Source organism: Achromobacter sp. 1L-A-4-B-C2 (assembly GCF_057291955.1).
In genome coordinates this window covers 139,223-160,175 of record NZ_JBXAWP010000003.1, presented here as the reverse complement: position 1 = coordinate 160,175, position 20,953 = coordinate 139,223, and the positions used below count along the sequence as shown (strand labels likewise).

The following is a 20,953-nucleotide window of genomic DNA, read 5'->3' as shown; positions in this document are numbered from 1 at the left end:
ATTGCATTCGCGCGCTGCCCCCCAAGGGGGCTGGCCCGCCTTGGGGCGGCCCGGCGGCGGGCCGTTGCCCCCACGCTGCGCTCATTGCATTCGCTGGCTGCCCCCCGAGGGGGCTGGCCCGCCTTGGGGCGGCCCGGCGGCGGGCCGTTGCCCCTACGGTGCGCTCATTGCATTCGCTTGCTGCCCCCAAGGGGGCTGGCCCGCCTTGGGGGTGGGCAGGTTCTTTGGGCTACGGCATTTGCCGGACGAAAAAAAGCCCCATGGCGAACCATGGGGCTCCGGGTTTTGCAACCCACTTGCTCCGGCCAGTCTTACCACGCCGCTGGCCGGCACTTGCGCGTAAACGTCCGGCGTCAGGCCGTTTGCGCGCGAGTCCAGTTGATCAGCGCGGCGGTCAGGTCGCGCAGATCGGCCTTCAGGCGGCCATAGTTTTCGGTCGGACGCAGCGTGACTTCGTCCATGTACAGCTTGCGGTTGATTTCGATCTGCAAGCTGTGGCGGCCTTCCTGGGGGCGGCCAAAAGCGCGCACCAGTTCGACACCCTTGTACGGGTCGTTGACCGTGACGTTATAGCCACGCTCGCGCAGCCACGCCGCGATGAACTCGCGGAACGCCGGGTCGCTGGTGCTGCCGTCGCGGTCGCCCAACACGAAGTCCGGGTGAACCAGGCCGGGGCGGTCGGTGGCGAAGGCGCCGGCCACGCTGGGCATGGAGTGGCAGTTGATGTGCCAGACCTTGCCGAACTTCTTGTGTGCCGAATCCAGCACTTGGCCAAGGGCGGCGTGGTACGGCTTCCAGCAGGCGTCGATGCGGTGGCGCACTTCCTCGACCGTCAGCTTGCGTTTGTACAGCGGCGTGCCGTCGTCCAGCATGCGCCAGATCAGGCCCTTGCCCAGCTTGACCTTGGGCGATGCGTTCACGGCATCCGGCCAGGCTTGGTCCAGCAGCAATTCATCGATCTCGTCGGCCGCGCGGTTGGCGTCGATGTAGGCGCGCGGAAACGCGGCGGCTACCATCGGCACGCCCATGTCGAGCGCGTCGCCCCACAGGTCGTCAACCCAGGTGTCCTCGGCAGTGCGCAGCGCGCCAAAGTCCACCGCGGCGGCGAAGTCGGGAGGGTAGGCGGTGCCGCTGTGCGGAGAGTCCAGCACGAGCGGGGCCGAGGGCTCCGAATCGGGATATTGCTGCGGAAGGTCGAGCCGGTAAGACAGGGGTTGGGTAATTCGCATATAGAGGTGTTGCGTTCGTGATTCGAAAGGCCCGCGCTGCCCGTGATGGCGCGGCGCGGGCCGAAGATCGCTTAGTCGATCTTCACGTTGGCTTCTTTGGCGATGCGCTTGTTCTTGGCGATTTCAGCGGCGATCTGCTTGCCGAAGTCGGCCGAGCTGTTGGCGGCGGGTTCGGCGCCCAGGGCTTCCAGGCGCGACTTCACGTCGGCGTCGGCGCTAACCTTCTGCACGGCGGCGTTCAGCTTGGCCAGGATGGGTTCCGGCAGCTTGGCCGGGGCAACCAGGCCAAACCACGACGCGTCGTTCACAGCCGGCAGGCCGGCTTCGGCGAACGTGGGCACGTTGGGCAGGCTGGCCACGCGCTTGGGCGAGGCCACGGCCATGGCGATCAGGCGGCCGGACTGCACGTGCGGCAGGGTGGACGGCAGGTTGTCATACATGACGTCGACCTGGCCGGCCAGCGCGTCGTTCAGCGCCGGGCCCACGCCACGGTACGGAACGTGCATCAGGTCGGTGCCCGAAGCCATCTTGAACAGTTCGCCCATCATGTGCGAAACCGAACCGTTGCCGGCCGACGCGTACGTCAGCTTGCCCGGCTGGCTCTTGGCCAGCTTGATGAAGTCGGCGATGTTCTTGGCGTCAACCTTGGGGTTGATCGTCATGATGTTCGGCACGGCGGCCAGGTTCGAGATGGGCGTGAAGTCCTTCTCGCCATCGAACGGCAGGTTCGGGTAGATGGCCGGGTTGATGCCGTGCGTGCTGACCGTGGCGATGCCCAGGACGTAGCCGTCCGGGGCGCTGCTGGCAACGAATGCGCTGCCGATCGAGCCGCCCGCGCCACCGCGGTTTTCCACCACGACGGTCTGGCCCAGTTCCTTGCCCAGCTTGTCCGCGAACAGGCGGCCGACGATGTCGGTGGTGCCTCCGGGCGGGAAGGGAACGATCAGGCGGATGGGCTTGCTGGGATACGCGTCTTCAGCGTGCGCGATACCCGAGGTCAGCGGCATGGCCAGGGTCGCGGCGGCGACACACAGGCCCAGTACTACGTTACGGCGTTGCATGGATTCCCCTAATAAATGGAAAGCGAATGCGCAAAGGCAGTCGCAAACGCAACGATTCTTTCCTGGCGGGGCGGTTTGCGCAAACGAAAGTTTCTCCGTAAGCTATGACTTTTTTTCATGCCTCCCGTTTGCCGACACGATTCGGGCGTTACTTTTGTGTAACTTTTCCGCGCGCGGCACACGCGATCGAGGCCGGGGATACATCCCCCGATCAAGCCCCGCCGGGGCGGGAGCCCCACGCGACGTGGGGGCGAATCATGCGACGTTTCTGTCCCTCTTTAACGGATCTTCAAGCATTTGAAGTTGCCGCGCGGCACAGCAGCTTTACGCGGGCGGCGCAGGAATTGTGCGTCACGCAAGGCGCCGTCAGTAAACAGGTGAAACATCTGGAAGAGTTCGTAGGGGTTGAACTATTCCTGCGCATCAGGCAAGGCCTGGTGCTGACCGAGGCCGGCCGCAGTTATCTGACCAAGGTTCAGGCGGGCTTGGGCCAGATCGAAGCGGCCACCGTCGAGCTGATTGCGCATCAAGGGCAGGGCGGCACGTTGAACCTGACCTGTATGCCCACGTTTGGCGCGCGCTGGTTGATCCCGCGCCTGACGGCCTTCATGCGCTTGCGCCCCGACATCCACGTTGAATTCCTGCCGCACCGCCAGGGCTACGATTTTTCCACGCCTGAACTGGATGCCGCCGTGCGATTCGGCGAAGGCATCTGGCCGGGCAGTGGCGCCGACTACATCGTGGGCCGCGACATCGTGCCCGTGTGCAGCCCGCGCCTGATTCCGGGCGGCTGTCCATCGCCCGAGGCTCTGCTGGCGTATCCGCTGCTGCACCATACGTCGGCGCTGGAGGGTTGGCGCGATTGGTTCGAGCAAGCCGGCTGCGACAGCCGTCGCAGCCTGGAAGGCGCGCGCTTTGACCAGTACGCGCTGTTGTCGCAGGCCGCCGCCGCCGGTTTCGGCGTGGCGCTGATTCCGCGTTGCCTGATCGAAGACGAGTTGCGCGACGGCAAGCTGGCCGTGGCCATCAAACTGCCGATCCGCGCGCGCATGGGCTATTACCTGTGTTACCCCGAGCAGAAAGCCAACCTGCCCACCTTGCAGGCGTTTCGCGCCTGGCTGATGGAAGTGTCCCGGGCAGCAGAGCCGCAGCCCAACGCCGAGCCGGCGCCCGAAGCCGCGTCCGAACTAAAATAGCCGCATCATGAGTCAAATATCCACCAAGAAAGGCCGCGTTGTCGTGGGCATGTCGGGCGGGGTCGATTCTTCGGTCACCGCATGGTTGCTCAAGCAACAAGGCTATGAAGTCGTCGGCCTGTTCATGAAGAACTGGGAAGACGACGACGATTCCGAATACTGCTCCACCCGCCAGGACTTGCTGGACGCCGCCAGCGTCGCGGACCTGGTTGGCGTGGACTTCGAGTTCGTCAACTTCGCCGCCGAATACAAAGACCGCGTGTTCGCCGAATTCCTGCGCGAATATTCCGCCGGCCGCACCCCCAACCCCGACGTGCTGTGCAATGCCGAAATCAAGTTCAAGGCATTTCTCGACCACGCCATGGCGCTGGGCGCCGAGCACATCGCCACGGGTCACTACGCCCGGGTGCGCGAAGTGCCGGCCGAGGGGGGCGGCACGCAGTTCCAGTTGCTCAAGGCCCTGGACGCGTCCAAGGATCAAAGCTACTTCCTGCACCGGCTGAACCAGGCGCAACTGTCGCGCACGCTGTTCCCCCTGGGCGAAATCCACAAGACCGAAGTGCGCCGCATCGCCCACGAGATCGGGCTGCACAATGCCGCCAAGAAGGATTCCACCGGCATCTGCTTCATTGGCGAGCGCCCGTTTCGCGAATTCCTGAACCGCTACCTGCCGACCGAGCCCGGCCCGATCCTGACGCCGGAAGGCCAGCAGGTGGGCCGCCACGAGGGGCTGTCCTTCTACACGCTGGGCCAGCGCAAGGGCCTGGGCGTGGGCGGCGTGAAGGGCCGCCAGCGCGAGGACGGCACGGCCGAGGCCTGGTACGTGGCGCGCAAGGACCTGGAACGCAACATCCTGTACGTGGTGCAGGGGCATGACCATCCCTGGCTGCTGTCCGGCCAGTTGCAGGCCCAGGACGCCAGTTGGGTGGCGGGCCATCCGCCCGCGCTTGCCGGCTACGGCGCCAAAACGCGTTACCGCCAGGCGGATGCAGCCTGCCGTCTGGATCGGGCTGAAGGCGATACGTTTGCGCTGGACTTCACCGACCCGCAATGGGCCGTCACGCCGGGCCAGTCGGCCGTGCTTTACGATGGCGACGTTTGCCTGGGCGGTGGCATTATCCTGTAGCGCACACGCCGCACCGGCACATGCGCGATCAAGCAAGGCCCCGTGGGCGCGTCGCCCGCGGGGCCTTGTTCATGAACCTGAGAATTCAAAACGAGAGGAGAGGGTTGTGGATGTTTCGATGGTGATTTGCCTGCTGGTGCTGGGCGCGGTGGCCGGCTTTGCGGCGGGGCTGCTGGGAATCGGTGGCGGGATGCTGCTGGTGCCGCTGCTGACCATGTTGTTCTCTTGGCAGGGCATGCCGCCCGAACTGGTGGTGCACGCCGCCATCGCAACGTCAATGACGTCCATCCTGTTCACGTCGATCTCCAGCGTGCGGGCGCACCAGCAGCGCGGCACGATCAAATGGAACATCGTGTGGGCGATGGCGCCGGGCATCATCATCGGCGGGCTGATATCGGGCGGAGCGGTGTTCGCGGCCCTGAACACGCTGTGGCTGTCGCTGTTCTTTGCGCTGTTCGTCGGTTATTCCGGCTGGAGCATGCTGCGCAACAAGAAGCCCAAACCGGCTCGGCAGATGCCAGGCGTGGTGGGCACCAGCGCGGCGGGGGCGGGCATCGGGTTCCTGTCCGGGCTGGTCGGCGCGGGCGGCGGATTTCTGTCGGTCCCGTTCATGGTCTGGTGCAACGTGGCCTTGCACAACGCCGTGTCCACCTCGGCCGCGCTGGGTTTTCCCATTGCGCTGGCCAACAGCGTGGGTTACGTGGTGTCGGGCCTGAATGAAGGGGCGACGCGCCCCGGCATGCTGGGCTACATCTATTGGCCCGCGTTGCTGGCGCTGGTGTGCACCAGCGTATTGACCGCGCCGCTGGGCGCGCGGATGGCGCACCGCCTGCCGGTGCAGACCTTGAAGCGCGTGTTCGCATGCCTGCTTTTCGCCTTGGCGGCGTACATGCTGTTCAAGGCCTGGCAGACGTTCGCGGCGCAATAAGGCAGTTCGGCGGCGGCCCTGGCCGCCGCGCCGGCAAGTCTGGCGCCCGCGCAATGCAAACCGGCCACACAAGGTGGCCGGTCATCAAGCACCCGTGTAAAACGGGCAGGCGGGGAACCGCTCAGGCGGTCTTGGGCGCGGTGTCGATAAACGATTGCCGCTGCGCCAGCTTGTCGTGCAGGCGCGCCAGGTTCAGGTGGTTGGCGCGCCAGTCCAGCGCGGCGAAGCGCAAGTCCAGGTAGCCCAGCGCGCAGCCGACGGCGATGTCGGCCAGGCTGTAGTTGATGCCCATGCAGTGGGCGTTGTCACCCAGGCTTTTGTTCATGGCGTCCAGGCTGGCGTGGATCTTGCCGTATTGGCGTTCGATCCATTCCGGGCTGCGCTGGGCCTCGGGGCGCTGGTTTTCCTTGACGATGGCGACACAGGCGTCCAGGACGCCATCAGCGATGGCCTCCCAGCACTTGACGGCGGCACGGTCACGCCCCTGTTGCGGAATCAGGCGGGCAACGGGCGACAAGGTGTCCACGTACTCGACGATGACGCGCGAATCAAACAGCGCGCCGCCATCTTCCATGACCAGGCAGGGCACTTTGCCCAGCGGGTTGTACGTTTGGATCTGCGTGTCGGCGGACCAGACGTTTTCGAGTTCAAGCCGGTAGTCCAGCTTTTTCTCGGCCATGACGATACGCACTTTGCGTACGTATGGACTGGTAAGCGAGCCGATCAGTTTCATGGAGTCACAAGCGGAGTCGAAAAGCGGCCGAAGTATAGCAGGCCGTATGACGGTCAAGCCGTCCGTTGGCCGGAATCTTCGCCAGTTTGCCACAATGTTGCACGCCCCTGGATGATAAAATCGCCGGGTTTTCCCATCCGTAGCCATTTCTTCTTCAGACCATGCAAATCGCCGACCAGTTGAGCCAACTTAATGCCCTTTCGCCATTGGATGGCCGTTACGCTTCCCGGAGCGACGCGCTGCGCGGCCTGCTGTCCGAAGCCGGCTTCATGGCGCATCGCGTCGAAGTCGAGGTGGCCTGGCTGGTCGCCCTGTCCGACGCCGGCCTGCCCGAGCTGCCCGCCTTTTCGCAGGCCGCCCGCCAGCGCCTGCAACAGCTGGTGCAGGATTTTTCGGAAGCCGATGCCGGCCGCATCAAGGACATCGAACGCGTCACCAACCATGACGTGAAGGCCGTTGAGTACTGGCTGAAGGAAAAAGTGGCCGACGACGCCGAGTTGGCCCGCGCCGCCGAATTCATCCACTTCGCCTGCACTTCGGAAGACATCAACAACACCTCGCACGCGTTGATGCTGTCGCGCGCCCGCGATCAGGTGGTGGTGCCGCGCCTGCGCGAACTGGCCGCCAAGCTGAACGACATGGCGGTGGCGCAAGCCGACCAGCCGATGCTGTCGCGTACGCACGGCCAGCCGGCCAGCCCTACCACGCTGGGCAAGGAGTTTGCCAACGTGGCCGCGCGCCTGAATCGCGCCATTGCCGCTGTCGAAGCCGTTGAACCGCTGGCCAAGCTGAACGGCGCCACCGGCAACTACAACGCCCACCTGTCGGCCTACCCGGAAATCGATTGGCCCGCCTTCAGCCAGCGCGTGCTGGCCGGCCTGGGCCTGACCCAGAACCGCCATACCATCCAGATCGAACCGCACGACTGGATGTCGGCCCTGTTCGACGCCATCACCCGCGCCAACATCATCGTGCTGGATCTGGACCGTGACGTATGGGGCTATGTGGCGTTGGGCTACTTCAAGCAGCGCCTGAAGGAAGGCGAGGTCGGTTCGTCGACCATGCCGCACAAGGTCAACCCGATCGACTTCGAAAACTCCGAAGGCAACCTGGGCCTGGCCAATGCCGTGCTGCGCCACCTGGCCGACAAGCTGCCAATCTCGCGCTGGCAGCGCGATCTGACCGACTCCACCGTGCTGCGCAACCTGGGCGTGGGCCTGGGCTATTGCCTGGTGGCGTGGGACGCCTGCATGCGCGGCCTGGGCAAGCTGGAAGTGAACACGGCCGCCATCGACGCCGACATCGATGCTTGCTGGGAAGTGCTGGCCGAGCCGGTGCAAACGGTGATGCGCCGCTACGGTCTGCCGCAGCCTTACGAACAACTCAAGGCATTGACGCGCGGCAAGGGCATTACCGAAGAAGCGCTGCGCGAATTCATCCAGGGCCTGGCGTTGCCGGAAGAACCCAAGGCCCGCCTGTTGGCAATGACCCCCCGTTCGTACATCGGACTGGCCGCCGAGCTGGCCCGGGCGGTATAGTCGCCATGCCGCGCGCGTCATGCGCGCGGCATTCTTGTTGTTCTTACGGGAGATTGCAATGCAAAAGTTGTCCACGCTAGTCGCGTTGGCCTGTATGACCGTGGCGCCGTTGCTCGCGACGACCGCCTCGGCACAGTTCGCCAAGCCCGAAGACGCGGTCAAGTACCGCCAATCGGCGTTGACGCTGATGGCCTCGCACTTTGGTCGCATGACGCCGGTAGTCAAGGGTCAGGCGCCTTACGACGCCGCGCAGATCAAGGCCAACGTCGAAGTGCTCAAGACCTTGTCGGCGTTGCCGTGGACGGCTTTCGGGCCGGGAACGGAAGGCGGTGATGCTCGTCCCGAAATCTGGAGCGACGCTGCCGGCTTCAAGCAAAAGCAACAAGCCTTCCAGGACAATATCGTCAAGTTATCGGCAGCTGCTGATTCCGGCGACCTGGACAAGCTGCGTGCGGCCTTCGGCGATGTGGGCGCCAGCTGCAAGGCTTGCCACGACTCGTACCGCAAGAAGAAGTAAGGCGCTGCCGTCTGGCGACGGCATCGATACTTTCCAAGCAAAAAGCCCTTCGATGCATCGAGGGGCTTTTTGTTTTTCCGGGCGCTGCGTTTGTGCGTGGCGGATTACGAAAACGACATGTCGGCCACGATTTCCAGTGACCGTATCCACAGCACCAGGCCCGTCACGCAGGCGCCCAGCAGCAGTGCGCGCAACCACACGGCGAAACCGTCCTGCGCGGGCGGCGTGCCGGCGGGCAGGTCCTTGGCGTCGACATCGCCCGTGATGATGGATCGCACCATGCGCTTGCGGCGCACCAGCGCGTACCAGGCAACCGCCACCAGGTGCAGCGCGATCAGGCCGATGATGACCCACTCGTTCAGCTTGTGCCACGACGTCAGGGTGCTGGCGGTGTCGGCGCTGACGTAACCGAACAAAGGCCCTTGCATCATGATGTCGTCGGTGGTGAACAAGCCGCTGACGGCTTGAAAGCCGATGACCAGCAGCAGCGCCAGTACCGACAGGGCGCCCAGCGGATTATGTCCGGCGGGCGCGGCGGCGCCCTTGAGGTATTTGGCCACCGCGCCGGGGCCGCGCACAAACGTGGCAAAGCGCGCGTAGCGCGGGCCGACGATGCCCCATAACAGGCGGAAGATGATCAGGCCCAGCGCCGTACAGCCAAAGCGCACGTGCCAGTCCATATACAGGCCGCCCAGCTTGACGCTGACGAACGCGCCGACAATACAGACGACTAGCGCCCAGTGAAAGAGGCGGGTGGGAAGGTCCCAGATCCGTACCGCGAGTCGATTGTTCTGCATGGTAAGCGTGCCAGGGCTGCGTTGCGAGCGACTTTATCACGCAACAATGAAATCGCCGCGCACCAGGCGCGGCGAAGCTGTCAGCGATATCGGCGCGTGGCGCCGATGGGTTCAGTACGAAGCGTTGCGCACCGATTCGATGCGATGCACGTGTTCGTGGCGGAAACGGATCCGCTGGCCAGGGGCCTTCTGCGTGGTATTGCCGCAAGCCACGACTTCCGTCGTGTAAGTCGTCGTGCCGTTGATCGGCGCGTTGAAGATGACGGTTGCGCGAATGGCCGGGCCATTGGCCGGTTGCAGATGAACGATGTCGCCGATATGGATCGGGGTGTTGTCCAGCGTCGTGTGAGCCGGGCGGCGGATCAGGTCCGAGGTAGTGAAACGAGTATTCATGGTGTGTGTTCTCTTAGGTTCTAGTTATTAGAAAAGCTGCGTCTGGCGCATGCTGCGAAGGGCGGACGTACCAAAAGCGCCTCGCGTCCTCGCGGTTGCCTTGTCACCGGGTTTTGTTTTGACAGGGCAGGCATGACACTAACGCATAAGTGTTGCCGTCAGTTTGCGCATTCTCATGTTTTTTGCGTGCGCGCGTAACGGGGTACTGCGGGGGTGCTGCGGCCCAATGCCATCGGTCAGTCCTGGACGACATTGGTTCGAGCCAGAGGGCTGCCATGTCGGTGCATGCGCCTGCGGGCTCAAGGGATCGCACAGAGCGGGTTGACTCTGGCGGGTGCTGTGCGACCTGGAATGTGATGGGTAATCACGATCCTGGTTGCAACGTGTCTTGTTGCTTCTTTCCAAGCCGGACTGGCGGATTGGTGAAGATGTGGCGGGGTAGTGCCATGTATCCGGACGGATGCCGGCGATTTGCGCGTTTTTTCTCGTGATTGGTTTTGGGAAACCTGGAGTTTTTGCAAATCAGACTGCAATGCCGGGAGGCTGGGTGGCGCGCGGTTTTCGCGGCGGGTACCCGGGTTCAAGCCCCTGGTCTAATGTTTTCGGCCAATTTATTCTGGGAAATATGGGGCGCGAAAATGCATTAGTCGTCGATATTATCGCGACTTTTATTGCCGTGCAAGTGTTTTTTAAGGGGGCCGGGCCAGGCCCCCGGGGCGGGCTCAGTGCTCGGCCTGTCGGGCCTGGCGCTGGGCCTCGATGATCAGCTCTTCAAGGCGGGGAGACATCCGCAAGGCCACTTGCGCGCCCATCGATCCGTCGGGCTGGCGTTCGGTTTCAAGGGCCAGAACGATGCTTTCGTCGTTGAACGCCTCGGGCGCCGCGTCAAGGTCTGCATAGCGCAGGACCAGCGCGTCCACGGCCTTTTGGGCGGCCGCCAGGGCGTCTTCCGACAACTGGCCCTGCCCAAGGTACTGATTCACCACGCGAGCCAGGTCGTTCATGAAATACAGCAGCGCGGCCGCGCCGCGGCAGTCGGGCAGGGTGAATCCCCAAGGGGCGGAAGAGGCGGGTTGAGTCATGAAGTGCGGTACCACGTAACGAAGGCCGGCTGGCCGGGATTTCGCATTTTACGGCCCCTTCAAGGCGGCTTCCCTCGGAAGCATCGACCAGGGTGCGCCGCCGGGGCGGGTTCCCTTCGGTGCATCTCTTCTCGTGCCTCTCTTCTCGTGCATCCCTTTGATGCATACTTCCGGGCCATCATGATTCGACTTGCCCATTCTTGCGACCTGGCCCGCCTGGCCGACATCGAACGCTCCGCCGCCCAACGCTTTCTTGGCACGGACATGGCGTGGGCCGCCGACGGCGACACCTTGCCGTTGGACACGTTGCGTCAGGCCCTCGCCGCTGGCCTGCTGTGGGTTGCCGTGGACGGCGAGCGGCTGTGTGGTTTTGCGCTGGCCATGCCGCTGGATGGCGACCTCTACCTGGCTGAAATGTCCGTGGCCATGCCCGAGCAGGGGCGCGGTCTTGGGCGCGCGTTGATGCGGGCGGTGCTGGATCATGCTCGGCAGGCGGACCGCTACCGCGCCGTGGTGCTGACCACCGACCTGCATCTGCCCTGGAACGCGCCGTTTTATCGGCGGCTGGGCTTTGACGTAGTGGCGCCGTCGTATTCGTCCGGCTTGCAGGCGCGCTTGCAAGCAGAAGCCGCCGCGGGCTTTGACTCCGCGCGCCGCTGTGCGATGGCTTATCCCTTGGCGCAACGGCGCGTCCAGCCGTGACCCACGGCGTCCGTTTGCCGGCCCCTGTGTCAACTCGCTTCGATCGCAACAAATTCCACCCGTGGGCGGCGCGCGGCAAGGGCTTCAGGATAATCTGGCCTCATGCGTCGGCTTCCGTTTCGAAGGCGGCGCGGTTTTGATCGGTCTATACATCAACCCGCTATGGCGAGGAGGACACGCATGTCACTGTGGCGAGCCGGCCTGATGGTTCTGGCAACGGCGTCGCTGTTGTTCGCAACGGCGTGCGTCAACAAAGAGCCCCAGGAGCGCGCGGCGTTCATCCAGCTGCTGCAAGCGCGGGTCAATAACGATGCGCTGCTGCCCCTGCCCGCCCTGAGCAAGGCGGAAAAGGAAGCGGTGGGCGATTACGCCGACGCCTACGAAGTCATCACCGACTTCCAGCAGAAAATGGCCAAGTCGGCCCAGGACATGCACGCAGTGCTTGAGTTGGAAACGATTCGATCCGTCGGTGAAATCGTCCAGCGTCAAAGCGGTTTCGAGGCCGCGCGCAAGACGCTTGCCGACAGCGCCGGCCGGCTGGAGGACGCCCGCGCGAAGGCGGACAGCGCGCGCGCCAAATTGGAATTGCCGGCGGATCTGGCGCCGGTGTATGACGGCGTGTACGACGAGGCCGTGACCGGGCCCGCCACCGAGCTCATGCGGTCGGCTTCCAAAATGGATTCGGTGGCGCGCGATGCGCTGGGCGTTGGGGCCTTTGTGGCCGCCAATGCCGCCGACATCCAGCTGGTGGACGACCAGGCGCGCGTGGCGACGCCCACTCTGCAACAGGAACTGAACCTGCGCCTGCAAGGCCTGAACGCACAGTCGGACGCCTTGACCCAGGCTCGCCGGACGATCCTGTTGGCCGCGCGGCGCGGCGAGTGACAGGGCGCCGGTGCATGGGCTTTGTACAATGCGGGTCTCGCGGCGATCGCCGTGCCTGGAATGGAACATGAGCCAATCACCCAGCTTGCACTACAGAACCTTTCTGCTCCTGCTCGTGGTGGTCTCCATCGCGTTCGGCTGGCTGTTGTGGCCTTTCTACGGCGCCGTTTTCTGGGGTGCCATTCTTGCCATCATCTTTGGACCCTTGCAGCGCCGTCTGGTCAAGCGCATGGGCGGGCGGCGCAATCTGTCCGCGCTGATCACATTGCTGGGCGTGTTGCTGTTGGTCATTCTGCCGTTGGTGGCGATTACCGGGTCCCTGGTTCGCGAAGGCGCCAACCTGTACCAGAGCATCAAGTCCGGCGAACTGAATTTCGGCGCCTATTTCCAGCAAGCCATGGCGGCGTTGCCGCCTTCCGTGCATGACGTGCTGGCGCGTTTCGATCTGGCCGATATTCCCAGCTTGCAAGAAAAACTCAGCGCCGGCGCGATGCAGGCCAGCCAGTTCCTTGCGACCCAGGCGCTGAGCATCGGGCAGGACACGTTCCAGTTCGTCATCAGCTTCGGCATCATGCTGTACCTGCTGTTCTTCCTGCTGCGTGACGGGCCAGAGCTGTCGGCGCGCATCAAGCGCGCCATGCCGCTTAGCGACGCGCACAAGCAACATCTGTTCCGCAAGTTCACGACCGTGGTGCGCGCCACCGTCAAGGGCAACATCGCGGTGGCGGCCGCGCAGGGCGCGCTGGGCGGCATTATCTTTTCGATTCTGTCGATCCAGGGCGCGCTGCTGTGGGGCGTGATCATGGGGTTTTTGTCGCTGCTGCCGGCCATCGGCGCAGGCCTGATCTGGGCGCCCGTCGCGATCTACTTCCTGCTGACCGGCGCCGTGGTCAAGGGTGCGGTGCTGATCGCATTCGGGGTGCTGGTCATCGGCATGGTCGACAACGTGCTGCGACCCATCCTGGTGGGCAAGGACACGAAGATGCCCGACTACGTGGTGCTGATTTCCACGTTGGGCGGCATGGCCCTGTTCGGGCTGAATGGTTTTGTGATCGGGCCGCTGATCGCCGCGCTGTTCATGGCGTGCTGGGATCTTTTTTCGCCCACCGACAACACGCTTGAGCAGCAAGACAAGCTGCCGGTGGCGCCGCCGAAATAACGATTCGGCGCTGGCCGACTAGCGCCTGGCGGCTGGCCATTGCATCAACGCAGACGTAGCAACTGGTCGCCAATGAGCAGGTCGCGATCGGCTCGGGGGCGGGTGCGCACCAGCCCCTGCTTTAACGCCTGCGCCACATCGTCCACGCCGGTGACGTCTTCCATGGGCTGTTCAAAGCTGGCGGCGTGCAGGTCGCCTAGATAACGCCATTGATCGGCCGCATCCAGCGTAAACGCGCTGAAGCGGTCCGGCCCCGGGCAGTCTGTGTCGGATTGCGGCGCCACGTACAAAACCAGTTCGTCCGCGCCGTCACCCGTCAGGTCGGCGAAGATGACACGGCAGCGCGACACAGGCGGTGCCTCGGCGCCCGACGCTTCGGCGCCCGACGCAGCGGCGGCCGACGCAGCAGCGCGGGCCAGGGCCTGGGCACCAGGCACGCACGCGCGTGCCAACGCGGGATGTTCGCGTCGCAGAGTGCGCCACCACGCCACCGGGACGTCGCGCCCGGCCGGTGTCACGGCCAGCGTTACAGCAAGGTCGGGGGCTTGATCCCGCGCGGGATCCAAGGGCGCGTCCCAGCGGAAATATCCGCCTTGCAGCGTTTCTTTGGCGGCTTCGGCAATACGAGGCTCGCGCGCATTGGCAGCGCCGTCCGCCAGCCGGCGCAAGGCATCGTGTCCCCACACGCCGTAGTCTCTGCCCATTGCATGAAAGCTGAAATCCTCCGGATCCTTGCGCCCGTCCACCAGCCGCTGAAACTGGCTTTCGGCGGTCAGGCGCAGCGGGTTGGCCAGCGGCGTGGCAAGCGCCAGCAGCAGCGCCACCGTGGCCAATGCCGCGACCAGATTGGTGGCTGCAAGCGCCGCATGATGGTGTTTGCCACGTATTGCCGCCCACGCATACCCGACCCCGTACAGCACCAGGATCGCAGCGGCACCCACGCCCCAGGCGCGCAGCACCGTCCAGCCGTATTGCTCGACGCGAATTACCGCGCCGGTCAGGGCGACGGCCGCCAACGGCAACAGACACACCATCGCCCAGCGCAACAGCCGGCGCAGCCCAGGCCCAAACGGGTCTGCTTGCGGTCCGTCTTGCCAGGCCGCGTTGATCAGCTTGATCCAGACCAGTAAAAAGGCGATCAGCACGCCGGCGGATAATTGCACGGCCTGAAGCCCCAGCGCCAGCCTTGCCGCCAGCGCGACGGTAAAGGCCAGGCCCACCACCGTCACCAGCGGCAGCAGCCACGCATTGAGCGTCAGCCAGGCGCGTTGCAGGATGTTCGTCAGCGCCGGCCGGCGGCGCACGCCGACCAGGCAGGCGGCCAGGACCATCGGCCACACGGCAAAGCGGAACGTCGCGTCCTCGACCAGGCTGCGCACGATGCGGATTCCGATCATGTCGAACATCGCCCCGGCCGCCGCCATCAGCATGAAAACGCAAAGCGCCAGGCCAAGGCTCAAGCCCAGGTGCACCGCGTTGCGCCATGCGGCGCGGAAAATGGCGGGGTAGTTCCAGCGAGGCCTGTGAACGTCCAGCGCCTGCACCAAGGCCAGCAGCACAAAGCCGACCATGCCCGCCAACAACAGCGCCATTGCCGTCTCGCCACGGCCCGCCCAGCCGCCTCGTTCATCAGGCATGGATCCAAAGGCGGCGGTCATGCCGTAAGCAGTGACCAGCGGCAGCAACACGCCGAAGATGCCCAGCGCCGTCAGCCACCGTCGGCGGCTTTTCATTCCCGACAGCAACGCTGCGGCAAGCGGCATCAGCGCCAGCCATTGCAGCAGGAAATACAAGGCGAAGGGGTGGCCCCAGGGCCAGGCCCGATGGGCCATTAACTGCTGCATGCCCGCGCCCAGCAGCGCGGCGATGGCGCCATGGATCAGCACGGTAATATCCGCCGCGTCCAGGCGGGCGCCGACGGTCTTTTTCAGGGACGGATTATTCATGGCGGCGATAGTAGCAACAGCTTGGCTGTCGCGCCCGGACAAGACGCGTTTCGCCCCCATCAAATCGTCGCGGGCGCGGATTTTTCGGAGTAAATTGGGGACGCGATGTGGCGCGCCAAAGGCGTGATAACGCCCCGAAAAGGCGTCTGTGCGCGGAGTGTGCGGTTGCGGGCTTCTGCAATAATTTCTGAATTTCATCCTGGCCGGACGGCGATCCGTACAGGACGTATCGGGAGGCGCATGGTTCCAAGAGGGAAGACGATGGCTGATGGCGAAAGCCTGCCTGGCGTGCGGACGCGCCCTCAACACCGGTATTCAATGCGCACCGGTCTGCTGACACTCGTCTTTGCCTGTATTTTGCCGGCCCTGGTCGTGGCGTCGGTGGCGGTGTACGAAAGCTACGTCGTCCAAAAAGACCGGATCCTGCGAGACACGATTTTCCTGGCTCGCAACCTTGCCGCCATCCTTGATCGCGAGCTGACCGGCGTTCAAGCCGGCTTGCAGATGCTGGCCACCTCGCCAGACCTGCTTAGCGGCGACCTTGCCAGTTTTCATCAGCGCGCGCGGGATTCGTTGCGTTTTCAGATCGTGGACAGTTATGTCCTGACCGACCACGACGGGCGCCAGCTGATCAATACCCTGGCGCCCTTTGGCGCGCCATTGCCTCTGAGCGGTGCGCCCGATGACCTGCGACGGGTATTCGCTACGCGGGCGCCGGTGCTGACCAGCCTGTTCATCGGCGGCGTCAGCAAGAAGCCGACGATTGCGATGGGTGTACCGGTGGTGCGGGCCGACAATGTGATTTACAGCCTGAACGTGGGCTTGTCCCCCGACCGTATCGGCCACGCGCTGGCCCGGCGCGCCTTGCCCGAAGGCTGGGTGGCCGCGGTGCTGGATGGCTCGGGAACAATCATCGCCCGCACTCGCGACGGCGCGAAGTTCGTCGGCCAGAAGGCCGTGCCGGCGCTGGCGCAGGCCGTGCAGCAGGAAGGCGAAGGGGCGTTCGAATCCATCACCAAGGAAGGCACGCCGGTCTACACGGCGTTCAGCCGTTCGATGTTGTCGGACTGGACGGTTGTGGCGGGTGCGCCCATGAGTCTGGTCACCACGGATCTGTACCGGTCGATTGCCTGGATTGCCCTGGGCACCTTGTTCGCGTTCGGCCTGGGGCTGTGGCTGGCGTTGCGTCTTGCCAGCCGCTTGACGTCCGCGGTGCAGGGGTTGGTCGGGCCGGCGTTGGCGTTGGGGGAGGGGCGCACCGTCGAGCTGGCGGGCACAAGCGTCAAAGAGGCAGAGGAAGTCGGCACGGCGTTGTTGCAGGCGTCCCGCATGCTGGCGCACGCGCAGCACTTGGCACACTACGACCCCTTGACCGGCCTGTGCAACCGGGTGCTGTTCGGTGAGCTCGTGCTGCGCGAATTAGCCGTGGCGCAGCGCAGCGGCGAATCCTTCGCCATCCTGGCCATCGACCTTGACGGCTTCAAGGCGGTCAACGACCTGCATGGCCATGCCGCTGGCGACACCGTGCTGAAAGAGGCCGCGGACCGCATGGCGCGCGCGATCCGCGTGTCCGATGTGGCAGCCCGGCTGGGCGGCGACGAATTCGCGGTGCTGCTGCTGGGCGTGGGCCAGGAACAGGCACAGTCCGTGGCCGAGGCGCTGGTCGATAGCTTGTCTTTGCCCTATCCGGGCATCAGCGTGGGCGTGTCGGCCAGCGTGGGTATTGCCGTCTATCCCGACTCCGGTATTACGATGTTGCAGCTGCTTGAGCGCGCCGATGTGGCGCTCTACAAGGCCAAAGGCGAAGGCAAGCGGCGGGTGGCGTGGGATCGCTAGCGCGGGGCGCCAGGCGGTTTACGCATCAGGCCGCGGCGGTTGCTGGGGCGCCAGCGCCGTCAGGACCTCGCCGGAATTCAACTGATATCGTCGCTCACCCAGGGCGATCACGCCTTCTCCCTCAGACGTTCTGAGGATGTACCGGGACGTCGCAAGCAGGGGCGGGCCGGACGCACCGGGCGTATCCGCTTGCAAGAAGACTTCGATCCGGTAAAGCCGGCCCGACTCCGTGCTGGCTAGCACATCGCTCAATCTGCGTATGGAAATGGCCATGCCGCTGATACTCCCTCTTGTTTGATGTTTCAGTGGGTCTGTCGCGTATCCCGGCGCGGTACTGGCCGCCCCGGTCGGTCACTACGATAACGATTGGTTTTCGCTACACTGCCCGCCTGCCGCCGCTCGGGTGCCAAACGAGGGGCATCAAGCAAATTAGCGGAAACGGTAATGCGATTCTCTCCCGGCCGGAATACGGCCACATTTTTCGGTCTGCTGGCGATCTTGCTTTGGGGCACGGTCGTCGGCCTGATTCGCGGCGTCAGTGAGAATTTCGGCGCCGTCGGGGGCGCCGCGCTTATTTATACGGTAGGTTCAGCCTTCCTTGTGTGTCTGCTTGGGTTTCCGACGTTACGGAGTTTTCCGAGGCGTTATCTCTGGGTGGGCAGCATGCTGTTCGTTGCGTATGAGATCTGCCTGTCGCTATCCCTGGGGTTTGCGCTGGACCGCGCCCAAGCTATCGAGCTGGGCATCGTCAATTATCTTTGGCCTTGCCTGACTGTGCTGTTCGCCATTGCCATGAACGGGCAGCGCGCCAATGCCTGGGTGGTGCCCGGCATATTGCTGTCGGTATGCGGCATCGTGTGGGTCGTGGGCGGATCAAGCCTGTCTTGGGAACGCACACTGGCAAACATTTCCAGCAACCCCCTGAGTTATGGATTGGCATTGGGCGGCGCCATTATCTGGGCCGTGTATTGCAACGTGACCAAACGATATGCCGACGGTAAAAACGGCGTGACCTTGTTTTTCATGCTGACGGCGGCAGCCTTGTGGGCCAAGTACGGATTCAGCGCCGAACCGCCGTTGGCGTTTACCGTGCCCGCCACGCTTGAACTCGTTATTACCGGCGGTGCAATGGCTGCCGGTTACGCGCTGTGGAACGTGGGCATACTGAACGGCAACTTGACCTTGTTGGCGACGGCGTCCTATTTCACTCCGGTGCTGTCCACCTTTTTCGCAGCCGTATGGCTGTCTACCCGCTTGACCGCGTCATTCTGGCAAGGAGTGGCGATGGTCACAGCGGGCTCTTTGTTGTGTTGGGCAGCAACGAAAAGCAAAGCCGCTCGGGGCGTGTAGCCCGGGGCGGCGATTACCGAAGGTTGAAAGCAATCAGTCGATCAGCATGGACTGCGCCACCGCGTATCCCAACGGGATAAGCAACAACGACGCAAAAGTTGAACTGACAATCGCCGCCGATATCTTCAGCCAGGGCTCGGGGCCCGCGCTTCGAATCGTTTGAACCACTAATCCGACGATACCCATAACCATCAAACAGCTCATTACCACTGCTACGTAAGTCATGTTGTCTCCGTCCTCGCCTGATTAAAGGGATTCGGCGCCGCGTTGTACGGTCTGTATGTGTGAACTGATTGTGCGCCTGTATTTGCGGACTTGGCCCTAGGGTTTTCCTGGCGCGGGGATCTCGGTGTGGCGTTTTTGCCGCGCGGTCCGCAGCATGAATTCGTGTGCGGTTGCAGCAATTCAAACGGTGTACGCCAAGGGCTTCATGCATCCACGGTTTGCGCTACGATGGCGGCGTCCCATCCTGGAAAAGGCGGCAACATGCCGAACAGATTGCGCCCTGGCACGCGTGCCACGCTTCAAGTCAGGCAACTGCTGCCGGGCGAATTCGCCTGGATCATCACGTTGCTGGATCCCGAAACCGGCAATGTGCACAGCACCAATTATTCTGAAAAGCGATATGGCAGCCAGGATGAAGCTTCGGTTGCCGGTAAGGCCGCAATCATGAAAATCCTGGGTAAAGACGGAAATAATGCCGTGGCGATAAGCCGGGACGGCAAACCCAAGCCGTGAAGCCGCCTCGCTGTTGAATGACCGAAAGCCCTCGCAAGAGGGCTTTTTTGCGCGCGCTGGTAATGGCTAATGGGAGCGGAGGACGCGTAGGCGGGTACGGCGGGGACGGGGTGGTGGGACGTTGCCGGTGCCGGGAACGCCGCTTGCTGAAGGGCAGGGCGGTGCACTTTGCGCCACAGAGGAGAACCGATCATGCCCCAGTCCCCGCATCGAGAGCCCGGCTTGCCGGACGATCTGCCGCCGGATGACCCGTCGTTGCCCGGCAACCTGCCGCCCGACGATCCCCTGTCGGACCCGAATCAGCCCCCGGATGATCCGCCGCTGCAGGACCCCACACCGCCTGCGCCGGACCCCCGCATGCCGGGCGCGATCGACCTGGCCTGAGCGCCACGTCCACTTTTTTCGATAACCCTGAGAAGGAGTCTGTCATGCGTTCCATTTTGCTTTGGCTGCTTGGCGTGCCTATTCCCATCATCATTCTGCTGGCGCTTTTCTGGCATTGATGCCGGTTGGCCGTCTCGTGCATCCGCGTCGGTGCGGCGTTGCACGCAGCCGGCGTGAAATAACAATGAACAAGGAATCACCATGGAAAACGCATCATCTTTGAGCCAACCCTACGGCGCCGTGCCGCCACGCGAGTCGGCGATATCGGCGGTGTCCTGGGCCGCGGTATTCGCGGGTGCCGTAATCGCCGCGGCGCTGTCATTGGCCTTGTTTGCCGGCGGTACCGGCCTGGGCTTCCTGTCGGTGTCGCCCTGGGGCGATGAGGGCATGTCGGCGCCCGCCGTGGGCATCAGCATCATTGCGTGGATGCTGTTCACGCAGATCGTGTCGTACGGTATCGGCGGCTACGTCGCGGGGCGCCTGCGCACCAAGTGGGTGGACGTGCATTCCGACGAGATCTATTTTCGCGACACGGCGCACGGCTTTCTGGTGTGGGCACTGAGCGCGGTTGTCAGCGCGGCCTTGCTGGGTTCGGCCATTGCCACGCTGGCGTCCGGCGCGGCCAAGGCGGGCGCGTCGGTGGCTGCCGGTGCAGGCACGGCGGTGACGGCCACGGCCGCGGCCGGCGCCAGCGGCGGTGGCATGGATCGCGCAACGGAGTACTTCACCGATACGTTGCTGCGTTCGGACCGGCCCGAAGCGGCCGGCGACCGTAACGCCGCCCGCACGGAAGTCGGCCGCATCGTGGCCATGAGCCTGGCGCGTGGTGACATGACGCCCGAAGACCGCGACTACGTGGCAAAGGTCGTGGCCGCGCAAACCGGTCAGGAACCTGCCGTGGCGCAGCGCCGTGTCGAGCAGACCATCGCCAACGCCAAAAAGGCCGCCGAAGACGCCAAGCAAAAGGCCAAGGAAGCGGCCGACAAGGCGCGCAAGGCAGCCGCCGCGTTCGCGCTGTGGGGTTTCGCATCGATGCTGATCGGCGCCTTCGTCGCCAGCCTGGCCGCAACCTGGGGCGGCAAGCGTCGCGATACGCTTCGCAAGCTGTAAAGCAGAAGCAGGCGGACGGGGCAGACGGAGGCAGCAGCGCCCCTGGCGCTTTGCGCTAATTTTGCGCAAGGGGCAGCGCTTCAGCCCTCCGCCCCAGCCCCTGCAATGCAAAAGGCCCTCACCGAAGTGAGGGCCTTTTTAAATTCTTGGTGGCGCATCCCTGATTCGAACAGGGGACCTGCGGATTATGATTCCATGCAAAAGGCCAATTAAATCAATGCTGTAGGTCCAATTCCCGCTCCG

General features: G+C 64.0%; 21 protein-coding genes. 13 read left to right on the top strand and 8 right to left on the bottom strand.

Annotation, left to right across the window (positions count from 1 at the left end):
• Positions 1 to 353 precede the first annotated feature (353 nt).
• Together AC0Z35_RS14230 and AC0Z35_RS14225 are read right to left on the bottom strand one after the other, a co-directional pair.
• The gene (locus AC0Z35_RS14230) at positions 354 to 1,229 is read right to left on the bottom strand and encodes an N-formylglutamate amidohydrolase (RefSeq protein ID WP_485132411.1); all 876 of its coding nucleotides are present in this window, start codon (positions 1,227 to 1,229) and stop codon (positions 354 to 356) included.
• A gap of 71 nt (positions 1,230 to 1,300) precedes the next feature.
• Positions 1,301 to 2,290: a Bug family tripartite tricarboxylate transporter substrate binding protein gene (locus tag AC0Z35_RS14225; protein ID WP_046805528.1), complete on the bottom strand. Its 990-nt coding sequence runs from the start codon at positions 2,288 to 2,290 to the stop codon at positions 1,301 to 1,303.
• 257 nt (positions 2,291 to 2,547) lie between these two features.
• Here AC0Z35_RS14225 and AC0Z35_RS14220 point away from each other — a divergent pair, with 257 nt between their 5' ends.
• The 3 genes from AC0Z35_RS14220 (at position 2,548) to AC0Z35_RS14210 (ending at position 5,540) form a co-directional block, all read left to right on the top strand.
• Positions 2,548 to 3,486, top strand: a complete 939-nt coding sequence (locus tag AC0Z35_RS14220) for a LysR substrate-binding domain-containing protein (protein ID WP_046805527.1) — start codon at positions 2,548 to 2,550, stop codon at positions 3,484 to 3,486.
• 7 nt (positions 3,487 to 3,493) lie between these two features.
• Positions 3,494 to 4,612 carry a tRNA 2-thiouridine(34) synthase MnmA gene (gene mnmA / locus AC0Z35_RS14215; protein WP_104143237.1) on the top strand — a complete coding sequence of 373 codons (1,119 nt, stop codon included), beginning with the start codon at positions 3,494 to 3,496 and terminating at the stop codon, positions 4,610 to 4,612.
• A 106-nt stretch (positions 4,613 to 4,718) separates the two neighbouring features.
• Positions 4,719 to 5,540, top strand: coding sequence for a sulfite exporter TauE/SafE family protein (locus AC0Z35_RS14210; RefSeq protein WP_046805525.1), 822 nt, complete (start codon positions 4,719 to 4,721; stop codon positions 5,538 to 5,540).
• A 121-nt stretch (positions 5,541 to 5,661) separates the two neighbouring features.
• Here the strand turns inward: AC0Z35_RS14210 and AC0Z35_RS14205 are convergent, their stop codons facing one another.
• The gene (locus AC0Z35_RS14205) at positions 5,662 to 6,273 is read right to left on the bottom strand and encodes a glutathione S-transferase (RefSeq protein WP_104143238.1); all 612 of its coding nucleotides are present in this window, start codon (positions 6,271 to 6,273) and stop codon (positions 5,662 to 5,664) included.
• Positions 6,274 to 6,434: 161 nt separating this feature from the next.
• Between AC0Z35_RS14205 and purB the strand changes: the two genes are divergently transcribed.
• Both purB and AC0Z35_RS14195 read left to right on the top strand, forming a co-directional pair.
• Positions 6,435 to 7,811: an adenylosuccinate lyase gene (purB, locus tag AC0Z35_RS14200; protein ID WP_046805523.1), complete on the top strand. Its 1,377-nt coding sequence runs from the start codon at positions 6,435 to 6,437 to the stop codon at positions 7,809 to 7,811.
• A gap of 58 nt (positions 7,812 to 7,869) precedes the next feature.
• The gene (locus AC0Z35_RS14195) at positions 7,870 to 8,328 is read left to right on the top strand and encodes a c-type cytochrome (RefSeq protein WP_046805522.1); all 459 of its coding nucleotides are present in this window, start codon (positions 7,870 to 7,872) and stop codon (positions 8,326 to 8,328) included.
• A 104-nt stretch (positions 8,329 to 8,432) separates the two neighbouring features.
• Here the strand turns inward: AC0Z35_RS14195 and AC0Z35_RS14190 are convergent, their stop codons facing one another.
• The 3 genes from AC0Z35_RS14190 to AC0Z35_RS14180 form a co-directional block, all read right to left on the bottom strand.
• Positions 8,433 to 9,125 (bottom strand): cytochrome b/b6 domain-containing protein, encoded by a 693-nt coding sequence (locus AC0Z35_RS14190; protein WP_485132412.1) that lies wholly within the window; start codon positions 9,123 to 9,125, stop codon positions 8,433 to 8,435.
• A gap of 111 nt (positions 9,126 to 9,236) precedes the next feature.
• Positions 9,237 to 9,518 carry a hypothetical protein gene (locus AC0Z35_RS14185; protein ID WP_046805520.1) on the bottom strand — a complete coding sequence of 94 codons (282 nt, stop codon included), beginning with the start codon at positions 9,516 to 9,518 and terminating at the stop codon, positions 9,237 to 9,239.
• Positions 9,519 to 10,240: 722 nt separating this feature from the next.
• Positions 10,241 to 10,600 carry a hypothetical protein gene (locus AC0Z35_RS14180; protein ID WP_046805559.1) on the bottom strand — a complete coding sequence of 120 codons (360 nt, stop codon included), beginning with the start codon at positions 10,598 to 10,600 and terminating at the stop codon, positions 10,241 to 10,243.
• A 180-nt stretch (positions 10,601 to 10,780) separates the two neighbouring features.
• Between AC0Z35_RS14180 and AC0Z35_RS14175 the strand changes: the two genes are divergently transcribed.
• The 3 genes from AC0Z35_RS14175 (at position 10,781) to AC0Z35_RS14165 (ending at position 13,346) form a co-directional block, all read left to right on the top strand.
• Positions 10,781 to 11,302, top strand: coding sequence for a GNAT family N-acetyltransferase (locus AC0Z35_RS14175; RefSeq protein ID WP_485132413.1), 522 nt, complete (start codon positions 10,781 to 10,783; stop codon positions 11,300 to 11,302).
• 180 nt (positions 11,303 to 11,482) lie between these two features.
• A complete protein-coding gene (locus AC0Z35_RS14170; RefSeq protein ID WP_120154517.1) occupies positions 11,483 to 12,187 on the top strand; it encodes a DUF3053 family protein in 705 nt (234 codons plus the stop codon).
• 67 nt (positions 12,188 to 12,254) lie between these two features.
• Positions 12,255 to 13,346 (top strand): AI-2E family transporter, encoded by a 1,092-nt coding sequence (locus AC0Z35_RS14165; protein ID WP_046805517.1) that lies wholly within the window; start codon positions 12,255 to 12,257, stop codon positions 13,344 to 13,346.
• Between the two features lie 44 nt (positions 13,347 to 13,390).
• On the opposite strand, the gene AC0Z35_RS14160 is transcribed toward AC0Z35_RS14165, so the two are convergent.
• Positions 13,391 to 15,292, bottom strand: coding sequence for a DUF4153 domain-containing protein (locus tag AC0Z35_RS14160; protein WP_485132414.1), 1,902 nt, complete (start codon positions 15,290 to 15,292; stop codon positions 13,391 to 13,393).
• 261 nt (positions 15,293 to 15,553) lie between these two features.
• Between AC0Z35_RS14160 and AC0Z35_RS14155 the strand changes: the two genes are divergently transcribed.
• Both AC0Z35_RS14155 and yddG read left to right on the top strand, forming a co-directional pair.
• Entirely contained in the window at positions 15,554 to 17,128 is a 1,575-nt protein-coding gene (locus tag AC0Z35_RS14155; protein ID WP_104143248.1) for a sensor domain-containing diguanylate cyclase, read from the top strand.
• A 444-nt stretch (positions 17,129 to 17,572) separates the two neighbouring features.
• Positions 17,573 to 18,478, top strand: coding sequence for an aromatic amino acid DMT transporter YddG (yddG, locus tag AC0Z35_RS14150; protein WP_120154521.1), 906 nt, complete (start codon positions 17,573 to 17,575; stop codon positions 18,476 to 18,478).
• A gap of 33 nt (positions 18,479 to 18,511) precedes the next feature.
• Here yddG and AC0Z35_RS14145 read toward each other — a convergent pair whose 3' ends face one another.
• On the bottom strand, positions 18,512 to 18,703 hold the full coding sequence (locus tag AC0Z35_RS14145; RefSeq protein WP_046805512.1) for a hypothetical protein: 192 nt from the start codon (positions 18,701 to 18,703) through the stop codon (positions 18,512 to 18,514).
• Positions 18,704 to 18,964: 261 nt separating this feature from the next.
• Between AC0Z35_RS14145 and AC0Z35_RS14140 the strand changes: the two genes are divergently transcribed.
• From AC0Z35_RS14140 to AC0Z35_RS14130, 3 genes are all read left to right on the top strand, one after another.
• Complete coding sequence (locus AC0Z35_RS14140) at positions 18,965 to 19,216, top strand: hypothetical protein (protein WP_046805511.1); 252 nt, start codon at positions 18,965 to 18,967, stop codon at positions 19,214 to 19,216.
• A gap of 192 nt (positions 19,217 to 19,408) precedes the next feature.
• Entirely contained in the window at positions 19,409 to 19,600 is a 192-nt protein-coding gene (locus AC0Z35_RS14135; RefSeq protein WP_046805510.1) for a hypothetical protein, read from the top strand.
• 201 nt (positions 19,601 to 19,801) lie between these two features.
• Positions 19,802 to 20,710, top strand: coding sequence for a hypothetical protein (locus AC0Z35_RS14130; protein ID WP_046805509.1), 909 nt, complete (start codon positions 19,802 to 19,804; stop codon positions 20,708 to 20,710).
• The last annotated feature ends 243 nt before the right edge of the window (positions 20,711 to 20,953 follow it).